The sequence below is a fragment of the Pseudomonas sp. GD03862 genome (genome assembly GCF_029840855.1).
Taxonomy (GTDB): domain Bacteria; phylum Pseudomonadota; class Gammaproteobacteria; order Pseudomonadales; family Pseudomonadaceae; genus Aquipseudomonas; species Aquipseudomonas alloputida.
On record NZ_JAOCDI010000003.1, the window covers coordinates 195080 to 216442 of the forward strand.

Sequence of the window (21363 nt, forward strand, 5' to 3'; positions counted from 1 at the left end):
TCGGGCAGTTCTTTGATGACCTGGCACGGGGTTCGGGGCACAGGGTTTGACCGAATTAGTCCAAATCGTTCCCGTGACAGTCTGCACTGGTTACCCTGTGGGAGCGGGCGTGCCCGCGAACACCGGCAAAGCCGGTGCCATACACCGAGTTGCATTCTTCGCGGGCATGCCCGCTCCCACAAAGCCCCCCTGAACGCTATATATTCACAGCCATGAAAAGCCATAAGGATAAGAAGGCGTGTTGGCAACATCTCTGGTGCTGGTTGCCGCCCTGCTGCATGCAACCTGGAATACCTTGATCAAATTCAGTGGCGAGCGCTTGCTGGTAATTGCCAGCATGGACACGGTAGCGCTGGCCTTCGCGGTGCTGGCGGTGCCCTTCGTCGATGTTCCGCCTGCTGAAATCTGGCCCTGGTTGGTAGCCTCGGCACTGGCTGAGCAGTTGTACCGCTATCTGCTGATCAAGGCCTACCGCGTGGGCGACCTGGGGCTGGTCTATCCTCTGATGCGCGGGCTGTCACCGCTGGTGGTGCTGGGGCTGACCCTGGCCTTTGCCGGGGAATCGCTGAGCCAGCAGCAGATCATCGGTATCCTGTTGATCCCCTGTGGCATGGCCTGCCTGTTGTGGCAGGGCGGCGGCGGTGACCGGCTGCCATGGTCGATGCTGCCGGTGGTTGCCTTGATTGGCCTGTGCATTGGTTGCTACACCTGGTTCGACGGCCAGGCCGTGCGCCTGTGGGGCAAGCCGTGGGATTACCTGGTCTGGCTGACCCTGCTCAGCGCCTGGCAATTCCCGTTGTTGGCGGGCGTAGCGCGGCGGGCGCCATTCGTACTGTTCTGGCGAACCCAATGGCGCCTTGGGTTGGCGGTAGGGTTCTGCGTATTGTTCAGCTATGCCCTGGTGCTGTGGGCCATGCACCTGGGGTCAGTGGCCGAAGCGGCGGCACTGCGGGAGTTGAGCGTGATACTGGTGGTGCTGCTGGGTATGCGCTACCTCAAAGAACCTTTTGGCGGGCCGAGACTCCTAGCTTGCGGGCTGGTGTTGGCCGGCATGCTGGTAATGAAGCTTTGAACTGAAGACTGAACAAGGAGTCCTGTCCATGACTGTTGCCCTGTGGTGCATCCTGATTGCGCTGCTGTTGAACCCGCTTTGTGCCTTGATCGCCAAGGCGAGCAGTGGCCGCTTCGGCCTCAAGGACAATCACGATCCGCGAGCCTTCCTCGATACCTTGTCGGGCCTCCCGCGGCGTGCCCATGCAGCGCAGCAGAATGGCTACGAAGCGTTTCCGGCATTTGCTGCGGCGGTGCTTGTGGCGGATATCGTGGGCAATGCAGAGCAGGTGACCCAGGATGTGCTGGGGGTGATGTATATCACCAGCCGCTTGCTTTACATCATCTGCTACCTGGCCGACTGGGCTGCCTTGCGGTCGCTGGTGTGGTTTGCCAGCCTGGCACTGATCGTGTCGTTCTTCGTGGTTTCCATCTGAAACCGAGTGGTCTTCTTCGCGGGCAAGCCCGCGAAGAATCCATCGCCGATCAAGGTACCTTAGGTACCTCAGGTAGCGGCTGGCCTTTAGGCCAGAGCATCCAGATCTGCCCCTGCTGTTTCATGTTCCCGGCCAGTTCGCCGGCTTCCGGCCCGGTGCCCCAGAACAGGTCGGCACGCACTTCGCCGGTAATCGCCCCGCCGGTGTCCTGCGCGCCAACCGGTCGTACCACCGGCGTGCCGTCCGGGCGTGTGGTAGACAGCCACAACAAGCTGCCCAGGGGAATCACCTTGCGGTCGATGGCCACGCTGTAGCCGGCGGTAAGCGGTACGTTCAGCGAGCCGCGCGGGCCTTCGTTGCTGTCCGGGCGGGTGCTGAAGAATACGTAGCTGGGGTTGCTGGCCAGCAGCTCTGGTACGCGCTGCGGGTTGGCCTGGGCCCAGGCATGAATGGCGCCCATGCTCACTTCTTCTTTTTTCAGCTGACCTTGCTCCACCAGCCAGCGGCCGATCGGCCGATAGGGGTGGCCGTTCTGGTCGGCGTAGCCCAGGCGCAGTTGACGGCCGTCCTCCAGTTGCACCCGGCCAGAACCCTGGATCTGCAGGAATTGCAGGTCCATCGGGTCGGTCAGCCAGGCCAGCACCGGTGCCTTGACGCCGTTACGGTTGATGACTTCGGCCGTGTCGTAGGGCTTGAGCACCCGACCCTCCAGGCGGCCGCGCAGGCGTTTGCCCTTCAGTTCGGGGTACACGCTGGCCAGGTCGACCACGATCATGTCATCAGGGATGCCGTAGACCGCCACATGGTTGGTTGCCGATTGGCTCAGGCTGCCTGGGTAGACCGGCTCGTAGTAGCCGGTAATCAGGCCGTTGGCATTGTTCTCTGCAGAGCGCAGGCCGTACACCTGCAGGTTCTGTTCAAGGAAGGTTCGCACTTGGGCGGCGCTGGCTGTGGCGCTGCCGGCCGCTTCGCAGGTGGCGGCCCACACCGGGTCGCGCTTGAGTTTTTCGCAGCCGTTGCGCCATGCATAAAAGCCTGCCAGCAGGTCTTCATCGCTGACGGCCGGCAAGTCTTTCCAAGTGGCCGGGGCATAGGTGGCGACAGCGTGGGGCTCGGGCTTGGCGCTCTCGCCGCCGTTGCAGCCGGCCAGCAAAGCCAGCACCGGCAGTGTCCAGGCCAGGTGGCGCAGGGCAGATTTCATGTGTGCATTCCTGTCATGAGCGAACATGAAGGTTCGCCCCTGTCTTTTATGTGGCTATTGGTGTTTGGCCCAGGGGCAGCGATACTGGCCGCCCATTTGCGTAGGCCGAAGTGAGCGTGATGTTTAAGCGATTGACCGTTGTTCTGCTGGCAGCACTTGCCCTGGGAGGGGCTCTGACGGGTTGTGACCGGGTTGACCCGAATTCGCCGCTGGGCAAACGCAAGGTGATCTTCAAGGACATGCTCAAGACCAGCGAGGACCTCGGCGGCATGCTGCGTGGCCGGTTGCCGTTCGACGGGGTGAAGTTTGCCGACGGCGCGCTGAAGCTGGACAGCCTGTCGCATCAGCCGTGGCAGCATTTTCCACAGGTGCGCGATGGTGGTGACAGCGCCGCCCGTGCCGAAGTGTGGGAGCGCCAGGCGCGGTTCCATGACCTGGCCCGGCAGCTTGAGGGCGTCACCGGCGAACTGGTCGATGTCACCCGCAACCAGCCACTGGATGCTGCGCAATTGAAGGCACCGATGGACAAGGTCGAGGCTGCGTGCAAGGCCTGTCATAGCGAATTTCGTAATCATTGAATGGCTGTGCTGTTTGCGCAAACCTTCGAGGCGTGTACAAATTCCACAAAGACCAGGCTTGCCGGCCAGATGCCTTAGCGGTCGAGAGCGTCGACCGCTTCCTGCAGCTCTTTACGCGACTCGGCCAGCTTGTCCTTGCGTTTGTTGATCTTCTCGGCGTCGCCTTTCTTCTCTGCCTTCTTCAAGTCCTTTTCCCGCTGCGCCACTTCGTGACGCGCATCGAGCACCTTCTGCTCACGTTCCTTGCGCAGGCTGGCGTCGGTGCAGTTGTCCACACCGCGCAGGGCTTCCTCCAGCCCTGCAACCTGGTCGCTGTTGCCGTGGTCACGGGCAATTTTCAGCTGGTTTTCGATGGCGCTGCGCTTGGCGGCGCAACCGGTCAGGCCGGCATCCGGCTGGGCAGCCTGAGCAGTGCCCGCGGCCAGGCCCAGTGTTGCGAGCAGGAAAAGAGTCGAAATACGTTTCATGAAAAGCCTCCCTAACGGGGCGGGGCAGCAAAAGTTGGGGGAAATCCTGCCTTGGTTTTGCCCATTTAGAAACCCTTGGTGAGGTTTTCTGCCGGAGTCTCGGGTTTTTCCTACGCACTATTTGGTAAAAAATCATTGCTCAATGCGCTGGGGTGGGGTCCGGAAACCTTCTATGCCGGCTTCGGCCAACTGTGCGGCAATGGCTTGCACCTCGGATGCCGCGAAAAATTCCACAAGTTGGCGCGAGCGTTTTGCGCCGATGCCGGGCACGGTTTGCCATTGCCCGGCACTGCGTGAAGCCAGCGCCTGCCAGTCGCCAGTCAGTGGCAAATGCTTGCCAATGGGCACGCCAAGGGCGCGCAGCCACTGATCGAATGGGCGTGAGCGGGCTTCGTCGAAACTGCCCATCAGGTGTGCCGCAGTGAGCCTGCTGATACCGGGGGCCTGCTGCAGGCGCTCGGCATCGAGCTGCAGCCAGTCGGTCATGGACGTTACCAAGCCAGCTTCGACCAGCCGACGCCATGTGCCCGGCCCGGTGCGTGGCAAGGCCAGGCCCTGTTTACCGCCAAGCCAGGTGAGTCGGGCAATGAACTGCTCATCACAGCCCTCGCTGGCTTGCCAGCAGCTGTGGGCATGATGCTGGTCGGGTGCTGGTGCGGTTATCGGTTGGCGCTCTACAGCGCGGTGCACGACGTGTTCGAGCCGCGGAATGGTCAGCCCGGCAAGGCTGATGGCCACCTGATCGCCAGGGCGAATATCCAGGCGTTGCCAGCGCGCCAGCGACCCAAGGCTGACTTGGCTAATGCGCCGGTCATCGAGGGTAACGGGTTGCAGGTGAAGAACGGGCGTGACCCTGCCAGTGCGGCCGACCCGAAAGCGCACGTCGCGTACTTCGGCCAAGGCTTGTGCATAGGGGTACTTCCAGGCCGCGATCCAGTATGGCGCCTTGGCCTGCCAGCGCTCGGCAGGTGGCCGACTGCCCTGGCGCAGGATCACACCGTCGGTGGCGAAGGGCAGAGCAGAGCGATACCAGTGCTCGCGCCAGTGTGCTGCATCCTCCAGCGTGTCGATGGCGATGCTGTAAAGCTGGCTGTCCGGAAAACCCAGTCGTGCCAGCTGGGCGAGGCGTTCGGCCTGTTGCTCGGGGCCGTGCGGCCAGCCCCACACGAACAGGCCGATAGCGTTGCCTTGTGCGCCAGTCAGTTGCTTGCGTGCGAGCAGCCCTGCCACGGTACCCCGGGCGTTGGCGCTGCCTGCCTTGGCTTGCACATGTTCGTCCAGGCGCAGATACAGCTCACCTTGCAAGTGCAGGTCGACCGCCTCGGGCAACTGCCGTGTGACAGCGCCGAGCTGTGGGATGTGTCGGCTCCAGTCATGGCCGTGTACACCGTCCCCCCGGCTGGTCAGCTGTACCAATCGGCCCTGTTGGTAAGTGAGGGAAACGGCTACGCCGTCGACCTTGGGCTGTACCCACACGCCGGTCTTGCCGGCCATCCATCGCGCCACGGCCTGGCGGTCTGCCAGCTTGTCGACGCCGGTATGCGGCACAGGGTGGGGGACCGGGCCGCGAGCGCTGGCCAGGGGGGAGGGGCTGGTGCCAACCGCGAAGCACTGCTGCAGGTGGTTCAGGCGCTCGCGGCTCTGGTCGTACAGTTCGTCGGCCACCAGGGCTATGCCCTGGCGATGGTAGTGCTCGTCCCATCGGGCAAGCGTGGCGCGCAGTTGCGCAACTTCGGCCTTGACCTGTTGCGGGCTCCAGTGTGGGCATGAGGCAGCCCTGGCCAATGGGGTGTTCAGCACAAATAGCAGGGCGAACAACAACAGGTACGGCATGGCCTGGCATCCTTGCATGGCGGGGAAGCGCTTAGCGTAGGCGGGTGGCGGGGCGGGCGGTGCGTGCAGTTGTCAGGTGATATTTCGCTGGTGTTCGTCTCCAAGCCCGAGGCGGAGCAAAAAACGAGCGCGGCGCTCGATCTCACGGGCGATGGACATGCCGTGACAGGCACAAAAAAGCCCCTGCCGATCGCTCGGCAGGGGCTTTCGTCTGGCGCTGCAGGAAGCTCTTACAGGCCGGCAGCGTCACGCAGCGACTGGGCGCGGTCGGTGCGCTCCCAGGTGAAGGTGGTGAAGGTGTCGTCGCCGACAGTCTTCTGCTGCGGGGTGCGGCCGAAGTGGCCGTAGGCAGCGGTTTCCTGATACATCGGGTGCAGCAGGTCGAGCATGGTGGTGATGGCGTATGGACGCAGGTCGAAGCACTCACGCACCAGCTGGATGATCTTGTCGTCGGAGACCTTGCCGGTACCGAAGGTGTTGATCGAGATGGAGGTCGGCTGGGCCACGCCGATGGCGTACGACACCTGAATCTCGCAACGCTCGGCCAAACCGGCGGCGACGATGTTCTTGGCCACGTAGCGGCCGGCGTAGGCAGCGGAACGGTCGACCTTGGACGGGTCCTTGCCGGAGAACGCGCCACCCCCGTGACGGGCCATGCCACCGTAAGAGTCGACGATGATCTTGCGGCCAGTCAGGCCGCAGTCACCCACCGGGCCACCGATGATGAAGTTGCCGGTCGGGTTGATGTGGTACTGGGTGCCTTTGTGCAGCAGTTCGGCCGGCAGGGTGTGCTTGACGATCAGCTCCATCACGGCTTCTTGCAAGTCTTTCTGCGAAACCTCCGGATTGTGCTGGGTCGACAGCACCACGGCGTCGATACCGACCACTTTGCCGTTCTCGTAGCGGCAGGTGACCTGCGACTTGGCATCCGGGCGCAGCCATGGCAGCAGGCCGGACTTGCGCGCCTCGGCCTGGCGTTCTACCAGACGGTGCGAGAAGCAGATCGGTGCAGGCATCAGGACTTCGGTTTCGTTGCTGGCATAGCCGAACATCAGGCCCTGATCACCGGCGCCCTGGTCTTCTGGCTTGGAGCGGTCCACGCCCTGGGCGATGTCTACCGACTGTTTGCCGATGATGTTCATCACGGCGCAGGTGGCGCCGTCGAAGCCGACGTCGGAGCTGTTGTAGCCGATGTCGATGATGACTTTGCGCACCAGGTCTTCCAGGTCGACCCAGGCCGAAGTGGTGACTTCGCCGGCGATGATGGCGACACCGGTCTTGACCAGGGTTTCGCAGGCTACGCGGGCGTATTTGTCCTGAGCGATGATGGCATCAAGGACTGCGTCCGAAATCTGGTCGGCGATCTTGTCCGGATGCCCTTCGGACACGGACTCGGAGGTGAAAAGGGAGTATTCGCTCATCTCGAAGGTTCCTGAAATTTACCGATGGTGTATGTCGCCAGCCGTCCGCTGAAAATGGCGGACCTGGATCTGGAAACCGTTACGCAAGCCCACGTACAGGCTGTCCGCATGGGCCAGCCCGGCAGCGTTGGCCCAGCGCGCCAGGTCGTCCTGTTCGAAGCCCAGCCAGAGGTCGCCGCAGGCTTCGCGCGCCCACCCCTGGTCATGGCTGCACAGTTCGGTGACCAGCAGGCTGCCGCCTGCCTTCACCCGTTTGGCCAGCTGGCGCAAGGCCAGGGCCGGGTCGCTGAAATGGTGCAGCACCATGTTCAGCACAACGCAGTCGGCGGCCACATCCGTTGCACCCAGTGCATCGGCCAACTGCAGGTTCACGTTGTCGAGCCCTTCGCGCTGGCACACCTGGCGCGCAAGCTCGAGCATGGTAGGGCTGTTGTCCAGGGCGGTGACCTGGGCGAAGCGCCGGGCCAGGTCGGGCAGGAAGCCACCGTCGCCGGGGCCGACTTCCAGCGCGCTGGCGGCCGGGTCGAAATGCAGTTTGTCGAGCAGCGCCAGCAGGCTGTCGCGGTACTGCGGAAGGCCGGCGATCAGGTCCTGCTGGGCACGGAACTTCTCTTCCACGCGCAGGAAGAAGTCCTGGCTGGTGGCCGCCCGTCGCTGCTGGACATGGGCTATGCGCGCCTGCACATCGGGCGGCAGGGCCAGGTCGTCGACTTCTTCGAGCAGCGCCGCGTGCAGCCGGCCACCCAGGCGCAGGCCATCGGGCAGGGCACGGCGGTAGAAGATGGCGTTGCCTTCGCGGCGGGTTGCCACGAGGTCGGCCTGAGCCAGCACCTTGAGGTGATGGCTCATGCCCGACTGGCCGATGTCGAAGATCTGCGCCAGCTCCAGCACGCCGAACGAGTCATTGGCCAAGGCGCGCAATACGTTCAGGCGCAGCGCATCGCCACTGGCTTTGCACAGGGCTGCCAATGTTTCGCGTTGCTCGGGGATCGATTGCGCACGCAGATTCATGGGGCGGCAGTCTAGACAGGCATCGATGCCCTAGCAAGGCCAATATCAAAAAGTTTTGATATTGGCGATGAGCTGCAAGCCGAAAGCCTCAAGTTACACGCTTTGGGGCACCCCGAGTCGCGCTCTGCTTCTTCAGTTGCGGCTTAAAGCTGGCGCCTGGCGCTTAAATGTTTGCCCCAAGCGCCCCCAGTGGGCGAAAATGGCCGCCTTTTTCGTGACACCACCTATTCAAGCCCCCTAGGAGATCAGCGATGCCCAGCCGTCGTGAACGTGCCAACGCCATTCGTGCCCTCAGCATGGATGCCGTGCAAAAGGCCAACAGCGGCCACCCAGGTGCCCCCATGGGCATGGCGGATATCGCCGAAGTGCTTTGGCGCGACTACCTGAAGCACAACCCGAGCAACCCGAGCTTCGCCGACCGTGACCGCTTCGTGCTGTCCAACGGCCACGGTTCGATGCTGATCTACTCGCTGCTGCACCTGACCGGCTACGACGTCACCATCGATGACATCAAAGGCTTCCGCCAACTGCACAGCCGCACCCCGGGCCACCCGGAATACGGCTACACCCCAGGTGTGGAAACCACCACCGGCCCGCTCGGCCAAGGTATCGCCAACGCCGTGGGCTTCGCCCTGGCCGAAAAAGTGCTGGCTGCCCAGTTCAACCGTGACGGCCACAATATCGTCGACCACAACACCTATGTGTTCCTCGGCGACGGCTGCATGATGGAAGGCATCTCCCATGAAGTCGCCTCGCTGGCCGGCACCCTGGGCCTGAACAAGCTGATCGCCTTCTACGATGACAATGGCATCTCCATCGACGGCGAAGTGCACGGCTGGTTCACCGACAACACCCCGGCGCGCTTCGAAGCCTACAACTGGCAGGTGATCCGCAACGTCGACGGCCATGACGCCGAAGAAATCAAGATGGCCATCGAGACCGCCCGCAAGAGCGATCGCCCGACCCTGATCTGCTGCAAGACCATCATTGGTTTTGGCTCGCCGAACAAGCAGGGCAAGGAAGATTGCCACGGTGCACCGCTGGGCAACGACGAAATCGCCTTGGCCCGTAAAGAACTGAACTGGAACCACGGCCCGTTCGAAATCCCTGCCGACATTTATGCCGAGTGGGATGCCAAGGCCGCTGGCGCCAAGGCCGAAGCCGAGTGGAACCAGCGCTTCGAGGCCTACGCCAAGGCCTACCCGGAGCTGGCTGCCGAGTTCAAGCGCCGTGCCAGCGGCGAGCTGCCGGCCGACTTCAGCGAAAAGGCCCAGGCCTACATCAACGAAGTGGCTGCCAAAGGCGAAACCATCGCCAGCCGCAAGGCCAGCCAGAACGCCCTGAACGCCTTCGGCCCGCTGCTGCCCGAGTTCCTCGGCGGTTCGGCTGACCTGGCCGGCTCCAACCTGACCCTGTGGAAAGGTTGCAAGGGCGTCGAAGCCAATGACGCCAGCGGCAACTACGTGTTCTACGGTGTGCGCGAGTTCGGCATGACCGCCATCATGAACGGCGTTGCCCTGCACGGTGGCCTGGTGCCTTACGGCGCGACCTTCCTGATGTTCATGGAATACGCCCGCAACGCCGTGCGCATGTCGGCCCTGATGAAGCAGCGCGTGATCCACGTGTACACCCACGACTCCATCGGTCTGGGCGAAGACGGCCCGACGCACCAGCCGATCGAGCAGCTGACCAGCCTGCGCAGCACCCCGAACCTGGACACCTGGCGCCCGGCCGACGCGGTGGAATCCGCCGTGTCCTGGAAAAACGCCCTGGAGCGCAAGGACGGCCCATCGGCGCTGATCTTCTCGCGCCAGAACCTGCAGCACCAGGACCGCGATGCCCAGCAGATCGCCGACATCAGCCGCGGTGGTTATGTGCTCAAGGACTGCGCCGGCGAGCCTGAACTGATTCTGATCGCCACCGGTTCCGAAGTGGGCCTGGCTGTTCAGGCCTTCGACAAGCTGACCGAGCAAGGCCGCAAGGTGCGCGTGGTTTCCATGCCATGCACCAGCGTGTTCGATGCCCAGGACGCTGCCTACAAGCAGTCCGTGCTGCCGCTGGAAGTCGGTGCGCGCATCGCCATCGAAGCTGCCCACGCCGACTTCTGGTACAAGTACGTCGGCCTGGAAGGTCGTATCATCGGCATGACCACCTACGGTGAGTCGGCGCCGGCTTCGGCATTGTTCGAAGAGTTTGGCTTCACCCTGGAGAACATCCTCGGTACTGCCGAAGAGCTGCTGGAAGACTGATTTAAAGATCTGCGGGCGGTGTCGCCTTCATTCGCGGGCAAGCCCGCTCCCACAGAGGTTGCATGAAACCCTGTGGGAGCGGGCTTGCCCGCGAATGCCACACCGCAAATTCCGCAGGCTGACGACAATTGAACTGTCTCGTGAGCCCCGAATGCCCCACCGTCCCTACAAAGTTGCACTCAACGGTTATGGCCGTATCGGCCGCTGTGTCCTGCGCGCGCTGTTCGAGCGGGGGGCAAAGGCCGGTTTCGAGATCGTTGCGCTGAACGATCTGGCCGATCAGGCCAGCCTCGAATACCTGACACGCTTCGACTCCACCCACGGGCGTTTTCCCGGCGAGGTCAAGGTCGACGGCGACTGTCTGCACATCAATGGCGACTGCGTGAAGGTAATGCGCAGTGCCACCCCCGAAGGCATCGACTGGGCTGCGCTGGGCATCGACCTGGTGCTGGAGTGTTCCGGTGCCTATAACACCCGTGCCGATGGCCAGCGTTTCCTCGAAGCCGGTGCGCCAAGGGTGCTGTTCTCGCAGCCCATGGCCAGCGAGGCTGACGTTGACGCCACGGTGGTCTACGGCATCAACCAGGCCTGCCTAACCGGTAGCGAGCGCCTGGTGTCCAACGCCTCGTGCACCACCAACTGCGGTGTGCCGCTGCTGCGTGTGCTGGACCAGGCGTTCGGCATCGAATACGTGCAGATCACCACCATCCACTCGGCGATGAACGACCAGCCGGTGATCGATGCCTATCACCACGAAGACCTGCGCCGCACGCGTTCGGCCTTCCAGTCGGTGATTCCCGTGTCCACTGGCCTGGCGCGTGGCATCGAGCGCCTGCTTCCGGAACTTGCCGGGCGAATCCAGGCCAAAGCGGTACGTGTACCGACCGTCAACGTCTCGTGCCTGGACATCACCCTGCAGACTGCCCGCGACACCAGTGCGGCCGAAGTCAACCGAGTGCTGCGCGAGGCTGCGCTGGAAGGTCCGCTTAAAGGCTTGCTGGCTTACACCGAGCTGCCGCACGCCAGCTGTGATTTCAACCATGACCCACATTCGGCGATCGTCGATGCCAGCCAGACGCGTGTTTCCGGGCCCCGCCTGGTAAACCTGCTGGCCTGGTTCGACAACGAATGGGGTTTTGCCAACCGTATGCTCGACGTTGCCGAACACTTTCTGCACGTCGTTCACCCAACCCGCAACAAACAGCCCTGAAGGACTGCATTCATGACCGTGTTGAAGATGACCGACCTCGACCTGCAAGGTAAACGCGTACTGATCCGCGAAGACCTCAACGTGCCTGTGAAGGACGGTGTGGTAGCCAGCGACGCGCGTATCCTGGCAGCGCTGCCGACCATCAAGCTGGCCCTGGAGAAGGGCGCAGCGGTAATGGTCTGCTCGCACCTGGGCCGCCCGACCGAAGGCGAATTCTCTGCCGAGAACAGCCTCAAGCCGGTCGCCGATTACCTGAGCAAGGCCCTGGGCCGTGACGTGCCGCTGGTTGCCGACTACCTGGACGGTGTCGCGGTACAGGCCGGTGAACTGGTGCTGTTCGAGAACGTGCGCTTCAACAAGGGCGAGAAAAAGAACGCCGACGAGCTGGCGCAGAAGTACGCTGCCCTGTGTGACGTGTTCGTCATGGACGCCTTCGGCACCGCCCACCGCGCCGAGGGTTCCACTCACGGTGTAGCCAAGTTTGCCAAAGTCGCTGCTGCAGGCCCGCTGCTGGCTGCCGAACTGGACGCCCTGGGCAAGGCCCTGAAGGCCCCGGCCAAACCAATGGCGGCCATCGTTGCCGGCTCCAAGGTTTCCACCAAACTGGACGTGCTGAACAGCCTGAGCAGTGTTTGCGACCAGCTGATCGTCGGCGGCGGTATTGCCAACACCTTCCTGGCCGCTGCTGGCCACCCGGTGGGCAAGTCGCTGTACGAGCCTGACCTGGTAGACACCGCCAAGGCCATCGCCGCCAAGGTCAGCGTACCGCTGCCAGTCGACGTGGTAGTTGCCAAGGAGTTCGCCGAGACCGCCGAAGCCACCGTCAAGGCCATCGCCGACGTAGCTGCCGACGACATGATCCTGGACATCGGCCCGCAAACCGCGGCCAACTTCGCCGAGCTGCTGAAATCGTCGAAAACCATTCTGTGGAACGGCCCGGTTGGCGTGTTCGAATTCGATCAGTTCGGCAACGGCACCAAGGTACTGGCCAAGGCCATCGCCGACAGCGCCGCGTTTTCCATCGCCGGTGGCGGTGACACCCTGGCAGCCATCGACAAATATGGCGTCAGCAAGGAAATCTCCTACATTTCTACCGGTGGTGGCGCCTTCCTCGAGTTCGTCGAGGGCAAGGTCCTGCCAGCTGTGGCAATCCTGGAAGAGCGGGCCAAGGCCTGATGACGTCGGCGCTTGGCAAAGGGAGTGGCCTGGTGGTCAAACAATTGCCTGTGATGATGCTGGCTGGTCTGTTGAGCGCTTGCGCGGGCAGCCCGGCCTCGGATACCGACCCGGCGCAGTCGCACAAGGGCGGTTGCTACCAGTCCGAATGGCAGGCCGAGACTGTGCCGGTCATCGGCAAGCGCGTGGGCCCGGAAGGCCTGGAAAAGTACGACGAAGACCACCAGCGCAAGGCGCCGGGTTGCCCTTGATCGGGTAATAGGCAACCTGAACGTTGATTTGTGGTCTTGAAGAAGGGGCCGCTGTGCGGCCCTTCGCGGGCTCGCCCGCTCCCACAGAGACCGTACTGTACCTGTGGGAGCGGGCGAGCCCGCGAAGGGCTGCACAGCAGCCCCAAATCGAGGAAACTGAATGAAAGCGCTTTTGGCCGTGACGGCCCTGGCGACACTGGCAGGATGCTCACTGCTGCAGCCGACGCAACCGGCCCCGGCAGACAACTGGACCCGTTGGGTCTGCGACACCCAGGCCGAGGTGCTTTGGCGCTTCGCCGATGCGCAACGTGACCAGGTTGACGTGCGCCTTGGCGGCGGCGACCAGGTCTATCGGCTCAAGGCTGAACCGGGTGCCTCGGGTGCGCTGTACAGCGATGGCATGCTGGCCTTCCACACCAAGGGCGAAGAAGGCCTGGTGTACTGGGTGGCAACCAACGATCTGATTGGGCGGGGCTGCAAGGCACCGTGACTGGCCGGGCCGCGAGGGTGGCCCACACTACTTGAACAGCAACCGCCCCTGCGGCAGGCTTGCACGAAACAAACGACGCTTGTCGGGAGAGAGATACACAATGGCACTCATTAGCATGCGCCAGATGCTGGACCACGCCGCCGAGTTCGGCTACGGCGTACCAGCTTTCAACGTCAACAACCTCGAGCAGATGCGCGCCATCATGGAAGCGGCCGACAAGACCGACTCCCCCGTGATCGTCCAGGCTTCGGCCGGTGCCCGCAAATACGCGGGTGCGCCTTTCCTGCGCCACCTGATCCTGGCTGCCATCGAAGAGTTCCCGCACATTCCGGTGTGCATGCACCAGGACCACGGTACCAGCCCTGACGTCTGCCAGCGCTCGATCCAGCTGGGCTTCAGCTCGGTCATGATGGACGGCTCGCTGGGTGAAGACGGCAAGACCCCGACCGACTACGAGTACAACGTCCGCGTTACCCAGCAGACCGTTGCCATGGCTCACGCCTGCGGCGTTTCGGTTGAAGGCGAGCTGGGCTGCCTGGGTTCGCTGGAAACCGGCATGGCCGGTGAAGAAGACGGGATCGGCGCCGAAGGCGTGCTGGATCACAGCCAGATGCTGACCGACCCGGAAGAAGCCGCCGACTTCGTCAAGAAGACCCAGGTCGACGCCCTGGCGATCGCCATTGGTACCAGCCACGGTGCCTACAAGTTCACCAAGCCACCAACCGGTGACGTGCTGGCCATCGATCGCATCAAGGAAATCCACAAGCGCATCCCCAACACCCACCTGGTGATGCACGGTTCGTCCTCGGTACCGCAAGAGTGGCTGGCGATCATCAACCAGTACGGCGGCGACATCAAAGAAACCTACGGTGTACCGGTCGAAGAAATCGTTGAAGGCATCAAGCACGGCGTGCGCAAGGTCAACATCGATACCGACCTGCGTCTGGCCTCTACCGGTGCCATGCGCCGCCTGATGGCGCAGAACCCGAGCGAGTTCGACCCGCGCAAGTTCTTCGGTGAAACCATCAAGGCCATGCGCGACGTGTGCATCGCGCGTTACGAAGCCTTCGGCACCGCCGGCAATGCCTCGAAGATCAAGCCGATCTCTCTGGAAGGTATGTACCAGCGCTACCTGAAAGGTGAACTGGCCGCCAAGGTCAACTGATCGACAGGTAACCCTGAAAAACCCGCAGCGATGCGGGTTTTTTTATGGGTGATGGAAACCTGTACATAATTCCGGCAGACCGACCGTTAGTCGGCTACCGTACAGTTTGACCATTGATAGCGTTCTGATTGCATTGCGTGTTGCAGCCTCAGGTCTAGAGTACTAATGGATCCAACCGTATTTTGAAGTCGGTCACATAACAGAGAAGCAGCATGGATGGCGCTCACCCTCAACAGCAGCAGCCACTGGATGGCAGCTCAGTTCTTCTGGTGGTAGACGACTACCCCGAGAACCTCATCAGCATGCGGGCCTTGCTGGCCCGGCAGGATTGGCAAGTATTGACGGCAAGCTCTGGGATAGAAGCCTTGAGCGCGTTGCTTGAGTACGAAGTCGACCTGGTGTTGATGGATGTACAGATGCCGGAAATGGACGGCTTTGAAGTCGCCCGGCTGATGCGCGGCAATCAGCGTACCCGACTGACCCCGATCATTTTCCTCACCGCCAACGAACAGTCCGACGCGGCCGTGCTCAAAGGCTACGCCAGCGGCGCCGTGGACTACATGTTCAAACCGTTCGACCCGCAAATACTCAAGCCCAAAGTCCAGGCGCTGCTCGACCAGCAGCGCAACCGGCGCATGCTGCAGCAGCTCAGTCGCGAACTGGAGGCGGCCAGGGCATTCAATGCGTCCATCCTGGAGAATGCCGCCGAAGGCATTCTGGTGGTTGATGCCCATGGCATCATCAGTTTTGCCAATCCAGCCATCTCCCGTTTGCTGGCGGCACCGGTGCAACGCCTGCAGGGCACCCAATTGCTCGACGTTGTGCAACTGACCAGTACCAGCCTGTGGCGCGAGTCGGACTTCTACAAGGCCTACCAGGGGCGGCAGATCTACCGCGTACACGATGCCCAACTGCGTACCCAAGGCGGTGAGCTTGTGCCGGTGGCGCTGTCCTGTGCGCCGTTGCCGGCCGATCAACAGGCCATGGTGGTGACCGTGCTGGACATGTCGGCAGTGCGTAACTTGCACCAGCAGCTGGAATACCAGGCCATTACTGACCCGCTCACCGGCCTGCTCAACCGCCGTGGTTTCTACCAGGCGGCTGAAGGTGCACTGTTGCGCAACGAGCGCTCTGACAAGGCGCAGGCGCTGATGTACATGGACCTGGATGGCTTCAAGCGCATCAACGACTCGCTCGGCCACGACGCGGGCGACCGGGTGTTGCGCTGGGTGGCCGAGCAGCTCAAGGACTGCCTGGGCAGTGAGGCCTTGCTGGCGCGTATGGGCGGTGATGAGTTCACTGCACTGTTTGACAGCTTGCCCTACCCGGAGCAGGCCGGGCGTTTTGCCGAACGGTTGCTCGAACGTGTTTCCATCAGCCATGAGGTAGACGGGCTCGATGTGTGCCTTGGGGTCAGCATCGGCATTGCCACCTACCCGGACTGTGGCGCCAATGTCGAAGGCCTGCTGCGTTCGGCCGATGCTGCGATGTACGCCGCCAAGCAAGCGGGGCGTCAGCAATACCGCTTCTACGACCAGGAACTCAACGGACGGGCGCGCTCGCGATTGATGCTCGAGGACAGCGTGCGCACGGCCATCGAGCAGCAGGACTTTACCTTGGTGTACCAGCCACAGGTCGCCTTCCACGATGGTCGCCTGCGTGGTTTCGAGGCCTTGCTGCGCTGGCAGCACCCCAGCGTTGGCGATGTGCCGCCGGGGCTGTTCATCCCGTTGCTGGAAGAAGCGCGTCTGATCAACCGCCTGGCCAGCTGGATCTACCGCCAGGGGGCCGCCCAGCGGCAGGCCTGGTACGACCGGTTTCCGCCGGACCTTGTGCTCGGCATCAGCCTGAGCCGCGCGCAGTTCGTCATGCCTGGCCTGGTCGAAGAACTGCGACGGGTCATCCAGCTTTACCAGCTTGTCCCGACTCAGTTGGAGGTGGAAGTGGCGGAAACGTCGCTGATGTATAACATCGACGCGGCCGTCAAACAGATACACCGCTTGCGTGAGCTGGGCGTGAGGGTGGCCCTGGATGACTTCGGTGCGGGTGACTGTTCGTTGCGCATGCTGCGCGACCTGCCTATCGACACACTCAAGCTCGACCGTCATCTGGTGGCACGTCTGCCCGATTCGGCGGTAGATGCTGCGTTGGTTCGCAGCGTGATCGGCCTGTGCGCCGACTACCGTATCACGGTGATCGCCGAGGGGGTGGAGACCCCGGCGCAGGCAGCCTGGCTCAAGGCCAATGGCTGCGAATACGTTCAGGGTTTCCTGGTGGCTTATCCGATGACCGCGACTGACGCTAGCGGCTTCCCGGCAATTTTCTCCTGGCCAGGGCCGTGATTGGCTAGAATCGGCATTCGTTACGCCGAATACAGCGCCATGACCGTACTACGTTACTTGCAAGCCTACCCCCCGCACCTGCAGGAGCAGGTGCGGCAGATGATCGACAGCGACCGCCTGGGTGAATACCTGCAGCGCCGTTACCCTGACCGCCATGACGTGCAAAACGACAAGGCGCTGTATGGCTATGCCCAGGATCTGCGCCAACAGTACCTGCGAAGTGCGCCAAACCTGGACAAGGTGCTGTTCGACAGCCGCCTCGATCTGACGCATCGGGCCCTGGGCTTGAACACGGCGGTGTCGCGGGTGCAGGGCGGCAAGCTCAAGGCGAAGAAGGAAATCCGCATTGCCTCGCTGTTCAAGGAGGCCGCGCCACAGTTCTTGCGCATGATTGTTGTGCACGAGTTGGCGCACCTGCGCGAGCGAGATCACAACAAGGCGTTCTACCAGCTCTGCCAGCACATGGAGCCGGACTATCATCAACTGGAATTCGACCTGCGCGTCTACCTGACCTACCGGGAGCTGCCGGGCAACCTCTAAGGAACATGCAGCATGGAAGTGAGCAAGACCAAGAGCAGCTTCTACCGCCGCCTGTACGTGGCCTGGCTGATCGATAGCCAGACCGCGACCAGCGTGCCCGCCCTGATGGAGGCCACCGGCATGCCCCGTCGCACAGCTCAGGACACTATCGCCGCGCTGGCCGACCTGGACATCGTCTGCGAGTTCGAACAGCAGGAAGGCGCACGCAACCACGCCGGGCATTATCGCATTCATGACTGGGGGGCGATCGACAAGCAGTGGATCATCCGTCACTTGCGGCAGATCCGCGAAGTGCTGGGTTACCCCTGATGTGCAAAGCCCGCACAGGGTGGGCTCATCCCTTGCGCATTCCAATGGACGCGATGCCGTTCTCCGAAGACTCCTCGCTCACCACCGCAAACCCATGGCGGGCATAAAACGCCTGTAAATGCGCCGGAGCCGACAGATAAACCGGCACCCCCGGCCAACAATGCTCCGCCGCTTCCAGCCCCTTGAGCAGCAAGCTTTCGTCGAGCTGCAAACCTCGCGCCTGCGGTGATGTCACCACTCGTCCGATCACCACATCCCCACCTTGTGACTGCGGATCCAGCAGGCGCAGGTAGGCCACCAGCTTGTCTTCCTGCCAGGCCATGAGGTGCAAGGTATCGCCAGTCAGGTCCTGACCATCGACTTCCTGGTAGGCGTGGCGCTGCTCCACCACGAGCACTTCAGTGCGTAGCTGCAAAATGGCATAGAGCTGCTCCTTGCCGAGATCGGTGTGGTGCTTGCAGAGCCAGTCGATTGACATGGGCACGAACTCCTTGGATGAGGCTCGATCATCGCATGCTGCACGTGCTTCGGCCAAAATAGAGGCTAAATGACACTATTGGCCGCTGCCCTCGGCAAGCGCTTTGTGTAATCTCACTGGCAGTGTTGCCCTCCATTGCGAAAGGACGTGAGCATGCGGCCACTGCTTTGTGTTCTGGGATTGCTGACAACGATGCTGGCAACACCTGCCCCGGGTCACGACAAGCTACGCCTGGTGGCTGACAACTGGCCACCGTTCACCGATGCCAAGATGCCGGGCGGCGGCCTTGCGACCAGCATCGTTACCACCGCACTGGCCCGTGCCGGCTACGCCAGCGGCTATGAAGAGGTGCCGTGGGCGCGGGCGTTGCTGGGGGTAGGTGAAGGGCGCTACGACGTGCTGATCAATGCCTGGTACAACGACTCGCGCGCCAATATCGGGCAATTCTCCAGCGCCTACCTGAGTAATCGTATTCGCCTGCTGCAACGTAAGGGCGAGGCGTTCAGCTACACGCGTCTGTCTGACCTTTATGCCTACAGCATTGCGGTAGTGCGTGATTACGCCTATTCACCGGAATTCGACGGGGATCCGCGTCTGAACAAAGTGCCGGTGCGCAACTTTTCTTCTGCGGTACGCATGTTGGCGGCAGGGCGGGTAAGCCTGGCGGTGGAAGACGAGTACGTGGCCCGCTACAACCTGCAGCGCGAGCCGCAGGAAGTGCGTGACAGGGTGATGCTGGTGGATCCGCCGCTGGGGGAGAACACCCTGCATGTCCTGGTCAGCCTGAAGCACCCGGAGCACAAGCGGATCGTCGAGCGCTTCGAGCAGGCGATAGCGGCGATGAAGGCCGATGGCAGCTATGCCCGGCTGCTGCGTCAGTATGGCTTTTGAGCACAGGCAATAAAACGATCAGGCCGGGGCATTTTCCTTGATCAGGTGTGCCGCCAGGGTCCGCAATGGCCCCAGCTGCCGGCATATCAACGCCAACTGCGTCTGCACCAACCGCTGATGCTCATCCAGATCTTCCGGCATCTGCTCCAGGGCATTGGCCAGCGCCTCTTCGGCATCACTGTGAATCGCCACCGGCAGCCGTGCGGCCAGGCCGTTGGCAATCTCGTCCAGGCTGCTGGCCAGGCTTTGCCCGGCGCCTTCGATCAACTGCTCCTGCACCTCCGCCGGCAACGCCGTGTCGCGGTGCGCGCCTAACCCCGAGAGGTAGCTGAGCAAGGTGTGCGACAGCACCAGGAAGCGAAAGCCAACGTCGGCCTCCTTACGGAAATGCCCCGGCTCCATCAGCATGTTGGCCAAGGTGGTGGACAGCGCCGCGTCAGCGTTGTGGGCATTGCGCCGGGCCAGGCGGTAGGCCAGGTCGTCGCGCTTGCCGTGGGCATACTGCTGCATGATCTGGCGCAGGTACACGCTGGCGCAGGCCAGGGTATTGGCCAGCGCCTTGTTCAGCCGTCGGCCCTGCCAGTCGGGCAGGAACAGGAACACCGCTAGGATGGCAATCAGGCTGCCCACCAGGGTATCGAACAGGCGTGGCAGGAACAGGCCGTAGCCATCGCCGATCTGGTTGAAGCAGAACAGCACCATCAGGGTGATCGCCGCAGTGGCCAGGGTGTAGCGGGTGGTGCGGTTGACGAAGAACACCACCCCGGCAACCACGGCGAACAACGACTGGATGACCGGGTTGGGGAACAGGTCGAACAAGGCCCAGCCCACGGTCAGGCCAACGGCAGTGCCGAAGATTCGCTGCACCAGCTTGCGCCGCGTGGCCCCGTAGTTGGGCTGGCAGACGAACAGCGTGGTGAGGATGATCCAGTAGCCCTGGGTCGGGTGAATCAGGTGCACCATGCCATAGCCGATCGACAACGCCAGCGGCAGGCGCAAGGCATGGCGGAACAACAGCGAAGTCGGTGTGAGCTGAGTGCGCAGGCGCGTCCACACGTCCTTCAGCGAGTGTGGCGAGCGGTCGAGCAGGCTGCTGTCGCTGGCGTCGGCCAGGCTATCCGGGTTGCTGGCGGCACTGAGCAGGCGGTCCAGTGTTGCCAGGTTGGCAGCCAGCGCCCGCAGCGACCGCAGCAGGCCGCGCCAGGCCGGGTTGCTCTGGATGCGCAGGTGTTCGAGCGAAGCGTTGAGGTCCTCGAGGGCTTCTGGATAACCGCTGGCCAGCACGAACGGTTGGCGCAGGCGGATCGAGCGGGCCAGTTCCTGGCAGGATGAACCCTGCTTACGCAACAGGCGCTGGCAGCGGAACATGACGTCGCTGTGGAAAAACGCCTCGGTCAGTGCGTTGTAGGGGTAGTGCGAGGCACTGACACGCTCGTGGATATCCTGGGCCAGGAAGTACAGCTTGAGGTAGCGGCTTACCTTCGAGTTTGGCTGGCTGTTGCCCACCCGGTGCAGGATGATTTCCTTGGCTGCATTCAGCGCGGCCACCACCTTGCCGTTCTGCTGGGCCAGTTCCAGGCGCCGTGCCTCGACGTCGAGCGTGCGGACCGGTTCAAACAGGCTGGCCTTGAGCTTGAGGTAGCTGCCCAGCTCGAAGAACAGTCTGGCCAGGCTCTGCTGTACCGGCTGGTTGGAAAACAGCGCCTGCCACAGCACCGACAACAGCCCGTACCAGGCCGCACCTGCCACCAGCAGCAGCGGTTCGTGCCAGAAATCGGTGACCTGGCCGCCGCGCTGGTCCACCCCGATCATGGTGTAGACCGCAGTGATCAAGGTGGCCGAAGCGATGGCGCCGTAGCGCTCGCCCAGCGCCCCGAGCATGGTCAGGCCAAAGGCAGCCAGGGCCAGGGCAATGACGAAGATCCAGGGGTAGGGGAACAGCAACTCGACTGCCAGTGCAGCGATGGCGAAGCACACCAGGGTAACGGCCAGGGCGCTGAGGCGGCCCTGCCAGCTGTCGTCGGTTTCGGCCAGGGCGCTGGCGATGATGCCGAGGAACAGCGGAATCAGCAGGGCCATCTCGTTCTGGTACCAGCACAGGGCCAGGCTGCCGGTGAGGGCAATGGTGACCCGGATGCTGTAGCTGAACTTGTCTTGGCCCCACAGGCGACGCAGTGACTGACGGAACGAGCTCGATGACATGATGGCCTGCCAGGCGGTGATCAGAAGAATACCTTTCAGGGCCGGTTATCGGGGGCCGCTTC

Annotated in this window: 20 protein-coding genes; 13 read left to right on the top strand and 7 right to left on the bottom strand. The window is 62.7% G+C overall.

Features of this window, described 5'->3' with window-relative positions:
* The first annotated feature begins 238 nt into the window (after positions 1 to 238).
* Both N5D53_RS03705 and N5D53_RS03710 read left to right on the top strand, forming a co-directional pair.
* Positions 239 to 1072: a DMT family transporter gene (locus N5D53_RS03705; protein ID WP_020191826.1), complete on the top strand. Its 834-nt coding sequence runs from the start codon at positions 239 to 241 to the stop codon at positions 1070 to 1072.
* A 28-nt stretch (positions 1073 to 1100) separates the two neighbouring features.
* A complete protein-coding gene (locus N5D53_RS03710) occupies positions 1101 to 1487 on the top strand; it encodes an MAPEG family protein (RefSeq protein ID WP_010955544.1) in 387 nt (128 codons plus the stop codon).
* 49 nt (positions 1488 to 1536) lie between these two features.
* Here the strand turns inward: N5D53_RS03710 and N5D53_RS03715 are convergent, their stop codons facing one another.
* Positions 1537 to 2688, bottom strand: a complete 1152-nt coding sequence (locus N5D53_RS03715) for a murein transglycosylase A (protein WP_020191825.1) — start codon at positions 2686 to 2688, stop codon at positions 1537 to 1539.
* A gap of 119 nt (positions 2689 to 2807) precedes the next feature.
* Here N5D53_RS03715 and N5D53_RS03720 point away from each other — a divergent pair, with 119 nt between their 5' ends.
* Positions 2808 to 3266, top strand: coding sequence for a cytochrome c (locus N5D53_RS03720; protein ID WP_064492989.1), 459 nt, complete (start codon positions 2808 to 2810; stop codon positions 3264 to 3266).
* Between the two features lie 74 nt (positions 3267 to 3340).
* Here N5D53_RS03720 and N5D53_RS03725 read toward each other — a convergent pair whose 3' ends face one another.
* The 4 genes from N5D53_RS03725 to N5D53_RS03740 form a co-directional block, all read right to left on the bottom strand.
* Positions 3341 to 3733, bottom strand: coding sequence for a DUF1090 domain-containing protein (locus N5D53_RS03725; RefSeq protein ID WP_020191823.1), 393 nt, complete (start codon positions 3731 to 3733; stop codon positions 3341 to 3343).
* A 132-nt stretch (positions 3734 to 3865) separates the two neighbouring features.
* Positions 3866 to 5566, bottom strand: a complete 1701-nt coding sequence (gene ligB / locus N5D53_RS03730) for an NAD-dependent DNA ligase LigB (RefSeq protein ID WP_266022078.1) — start codon at positions 5564 to 5566, stop codon at positions 3866 to 3868.
* A 230-nt stretch (positions 5567 to 5796) separates the two neighbouring features.
* The gene (gene metK / locus N5D53_RS03735) at positions 5797 to 6987 is read right to left on the bottom strand and encodes a methionine adenosyltransferase (RefSeq protein ID WP_003249375.1); all 1191 of its coding nucleotides are present in this window, start codon (positions 6985 to 6987) and stop codon (positions 5797 to 5799) included.
* Positions 6988 to 7005: 18 nt separating this feature from the next.
* Positions 7006 to 7998 carry a metalloregulator ArsR/SmtB family transcription factor gene (locus N5D53_RS03740; protein WP_003249377.1) on the bottom strand — a complete coding sequence of 331 codons (993 nt, stop codon included), beginning with the start codon at positions 7996 to 7998 and terminating at the stop codon, positions 7006 to 7008.
* A gap of 251 nt (positions 7999 to 8249) precedes the next feature.
* On the opposite strand from N5D53_RS03740, the gene tkt reads away from it, so the two are divergent.
* The 9 genes from tkt (at position 8250) to N5D53_RS03785 (ending at position 17730) form a co-directional block, all read left to right on the top strand.
* Positions 8250 to 10247 carry a transketolase gene (gene tkt, locus N5D53_RS03745; protein WP_190869883.1) on the top strand — a complete coding sequence of 666 codons (1998 nt, stop codon included), beginning with the start codon at positions 8250 to 8252 and terminating at the stop codon, positions 10245 to 10247.
* Positions 10248 to 10398: 151 nt separating this feature from the next.
* Positions 10399 to 11457 (top strand): erythrose-4-phosphate dehydrogenase, encoded by a 1059-nt coding sequence (gene epd / locus N5D53_RS03750; protein WP_020193574.1) that lies wholly within the window; start codon positions 10399 to 10401, stop codon positions 11455 to 11457.
* 12 nt (positions 11458 to 11469) lie between these two features.
* The gene (locus N5D53_RS03755; protein ID WP_003249382.1) at positions 11470 to 12633 is read left to right on the top strand and encodes a phosphoglycerate kinase; all 1164 of its coding nucleotides are present in this window, start codon (positions 11470 to 11472) and stop codon (positions 12631 to 12633) included.
* Complete coding sequence (locus N5D53_RS03760) at positions 12633 to 12884, top strand: hypothetical protein (protein WP_019437228.1); 252 nt, start codon at positions 12633 to 12635, stop codon at positions 12882 to 12884. Before N5D53_RS03755 ends, N5D53_RS03760 begins: the two co-directional genes overlap by 1 nt.
* 160 nt (positions 12885 to 13044) lie before the next feature.
* Positions 13045 to 13374, top strand: coding sequence for an MliC family protein (locus N5D53_RS03765; RefSeq protein ID WP_003249387.1), 330 nt, complete (start codon positions 13045 to 13047; stop codon positions 13372 to 13374).
* Positions 13375 to 13474: 100 nt separating this feature from the next.
* Positions 13475 to 14539, top strand: coding sequence for a class II fructose-bisphosphate aldolase (gene fba, locus N5D53_RS03770; protein WP_010955535.1), 1065 nt, complete (start codon positions 13475 to 13477; stop codon positions 14537 to 14539).
* Positions 14540 to 14751: 212 nt separating this feature from the next.
* Entirely contained in the window at positions 14752 to 16881 is a 2130-nt protein-coding gene (locus tag N5D53_RS03775) for an EAL domain-containing protein (RefSeq protein WP_190869884.1), read from the top strand.
* 39 nt (positions 16882 to 16920) lie between these two features.
* Positions 16921 to 17421 (top strand): M48 family metallopeptidase, encoded by a 501-nt coding sequence (locus N5D53_RS03780; RefSeq protein WP_054889349.1) that lies wholly within the window; start codon positions 16921 to 16923, stop codon positions 17419 to 17421.
* 12 nt (positions 17422 to 17433) lie between these two features.
* Positions 17434 to 17730, top strand: coding sequence for a winged helix-turn-helix domain-containing protein (locus N5D53_RS03785; RefSeq protein ID WP_003249396.1), 297 nt, complete (start codon positions 17434 to 17436; stop codon positions 17728 to 17730).
* A gap of 25 nt (positions 17731 to 17755) precedes the next feature.
* On the opposite strand, the gene N5D53_RS03790 is transcribed toward N5D53_RS03785, so the two are convergent.
* Complete coding sequence (locus N5D53_RS03790; RefSeq protein ID WP_104962673.1) at positions 17756 to 18208, bottom strand: GNAT family N-acetyltransferase; 453 nt, start codon at positions 18206 to 18208, stop codon at positions 17756 to 17758.
* Between the two features lie 153 nt (positions 18209 to 18361).
* Here N5D53_RS03790 and N5D53_RS03795 point away from each other — a divergent pair, with 153 nt between their 5' ends.
* Positions 18362 to 19099: a transporter substrate-binding domain-containing protein gene (locus tag N5D53_RS03795; protein WP_020192742.1), complete on the top strand. Its 738-nt coding sequence runs from the start codon at positions 18362 to 18364 to the stop codon at positions 19097 to 19099.
* An 18-nt stretch (positions 19100 to 19117) separates the two neighbouring features.
* Here N5D53_RS03795 and yccS read toward each other — a convergent pair whose 3' ends face one another.
* Positions 19118 to 21301: a YccS family putative transporter gene (yccS, locus tag N5D53_RS03800; protein WP_047604700.1), complete on the bottom strand. Its 2184-nt coding sequence runs from the start codon at positions 21299 to 21301 to the stop codon at positions 19118 to 19120.
* Between the last annotated feature and the right edge of the window lie 62 nt (positions 21302 to 21363).

Excerpts from the sequence above, each read along its gene's own strand:
- N5D53_RS03780 (WP_054889349.1), top strand. The coding sequence starts at position 16,921 with ATGACCGTACTACGTTACTTGCAAGCCTACCCCCCGCACCTGCAGGAG.
- N5D53_RS03795 (WP_020192742.1), top strand. The coding sequence starts at position 18,362 with ATGCGGCCACTGCTTTGTGTTCTGGGATTGCTGACAACGATGCTGGCA.
- metK (WP_003249375.1), bottom strand. The coding sequence starts at position 6,987 with ATGAGCGAATACTCCCTTTTCACCTCCGAGTCCGTGTCCGAAGGGCAT.
- N5D53_RS03715 (WP_020191825.1), bottom strand. The coding sequence starts at position 2,688 with ATGAAATCTGCCCTGCGCCACCTGGCCTGGACACTGCCGGTGCTGGCT.
- N5D53_RS03755 (WP_003249382.1), top strand. The coding sequence starts at position 11,470 with ATGACCGTGTTGAAGATGACCGACCTCGACCTGCAAGGTAAACGCGTA.
- N5D53_RS03785 (WP_003249396.1), top strand. The coding sequence starts at position 17,434 with ATGGAAGTGAGCAAGACCAAGAGCAGCTTCTACCGCCGCCTGTACGTG.
- tkt (WP_190869883.1), top strand. The coding sequence starts at position 8,250 with ATGCCCAGCCGTCGTGAACGTGCCAACGCCATTCGTGCCCTCAGCATG.
- N5D53_RS03740 (WP_003249377.1), bottom strand. The coding sequence starts at position 7,998 with ATGAATCTGCGTGCGCAATCGATCCCCGAGCAACGCGAAACATTGGCA.
- epd (WP_020193574.1), top strand. The coding sequence starts at position 10,399 with ATGCCCCACCGTCCCTACAAAGTTGCACTCAACGGTTATGGCCGTATC.
- ligB (WP_266022078.1), bottom strand. The coding sequence starts at position 5,566 with ATGCCGTACCTGTTGTTGTTCGCCCTGCTATTTGTGCTGAACACCCCA.
- N5D53_RS03720 (WP_064492989.1), top strand. The coding sequence starts at position 2,808 with ATGTTTAAGCGATTGACCGTTGTTCTGCTGGCAGCACTTGCCCTGGGA.
- N5D53_RS03760 (WP_019437228.1), top strand. The coding sequence starts at position 12,633 with ATGACGTCGGCGCTTGGCAAAGGGAGTGGCCTGGTGGTCAAACAATTG.
- N5D53_RS03775 (WP_190869884.1), top strand. The coding sequence starts at position 14,752 with ATGGATGGCGCTCACCCTCAACAGCAGCAGCCACTGGATGGCAGCTCA.
- N5D53_RS03725 (WP_020191823.1), bottom strand. The coding sequence starts at position 3,733 with ATGAAACGTATTTCGACTCTTTTCCTGCTCGCAACACTGGGCCTGGCC.
- yccS (WP_047604700.1), bottom strand. The coding sequence starts at position 21,301 with ATGTCATCGAGCTCGTTCCGTCAGTCACTGCGTCGCCTGTGGGGCCAA.
- N5D53_RS03710 (WP_010955544.1), top strand. The coding sequence starts at position 1,101 with ATGACTGTTGCCCTGTGGTGCATCCTGATTGCGCTGCTGTTGAACCCG.
- fba (WP_010955535.1), top strand. The coding sequence starts at position 13,475 with ATGGCACTCATTAGCATGCGCCAGATGCTGGACCACGCCGCCGAGTTC.
- N5D53_RS03765 (WP_003249387.1), top strand. The coding sequence starts at position 13,045 with ATGAAAGCGCTTTTGGCCGTGACGGCCCTGGCGACACTGGCAGGATGC.
- N5D53_RS03790 (WP_104962673.1), bottom strand. The coding sequence starts at position 18,208 with ATGTCAATCGACTGGCTCTGCAAGCACCACACCGATCTCGGCAAGGAG.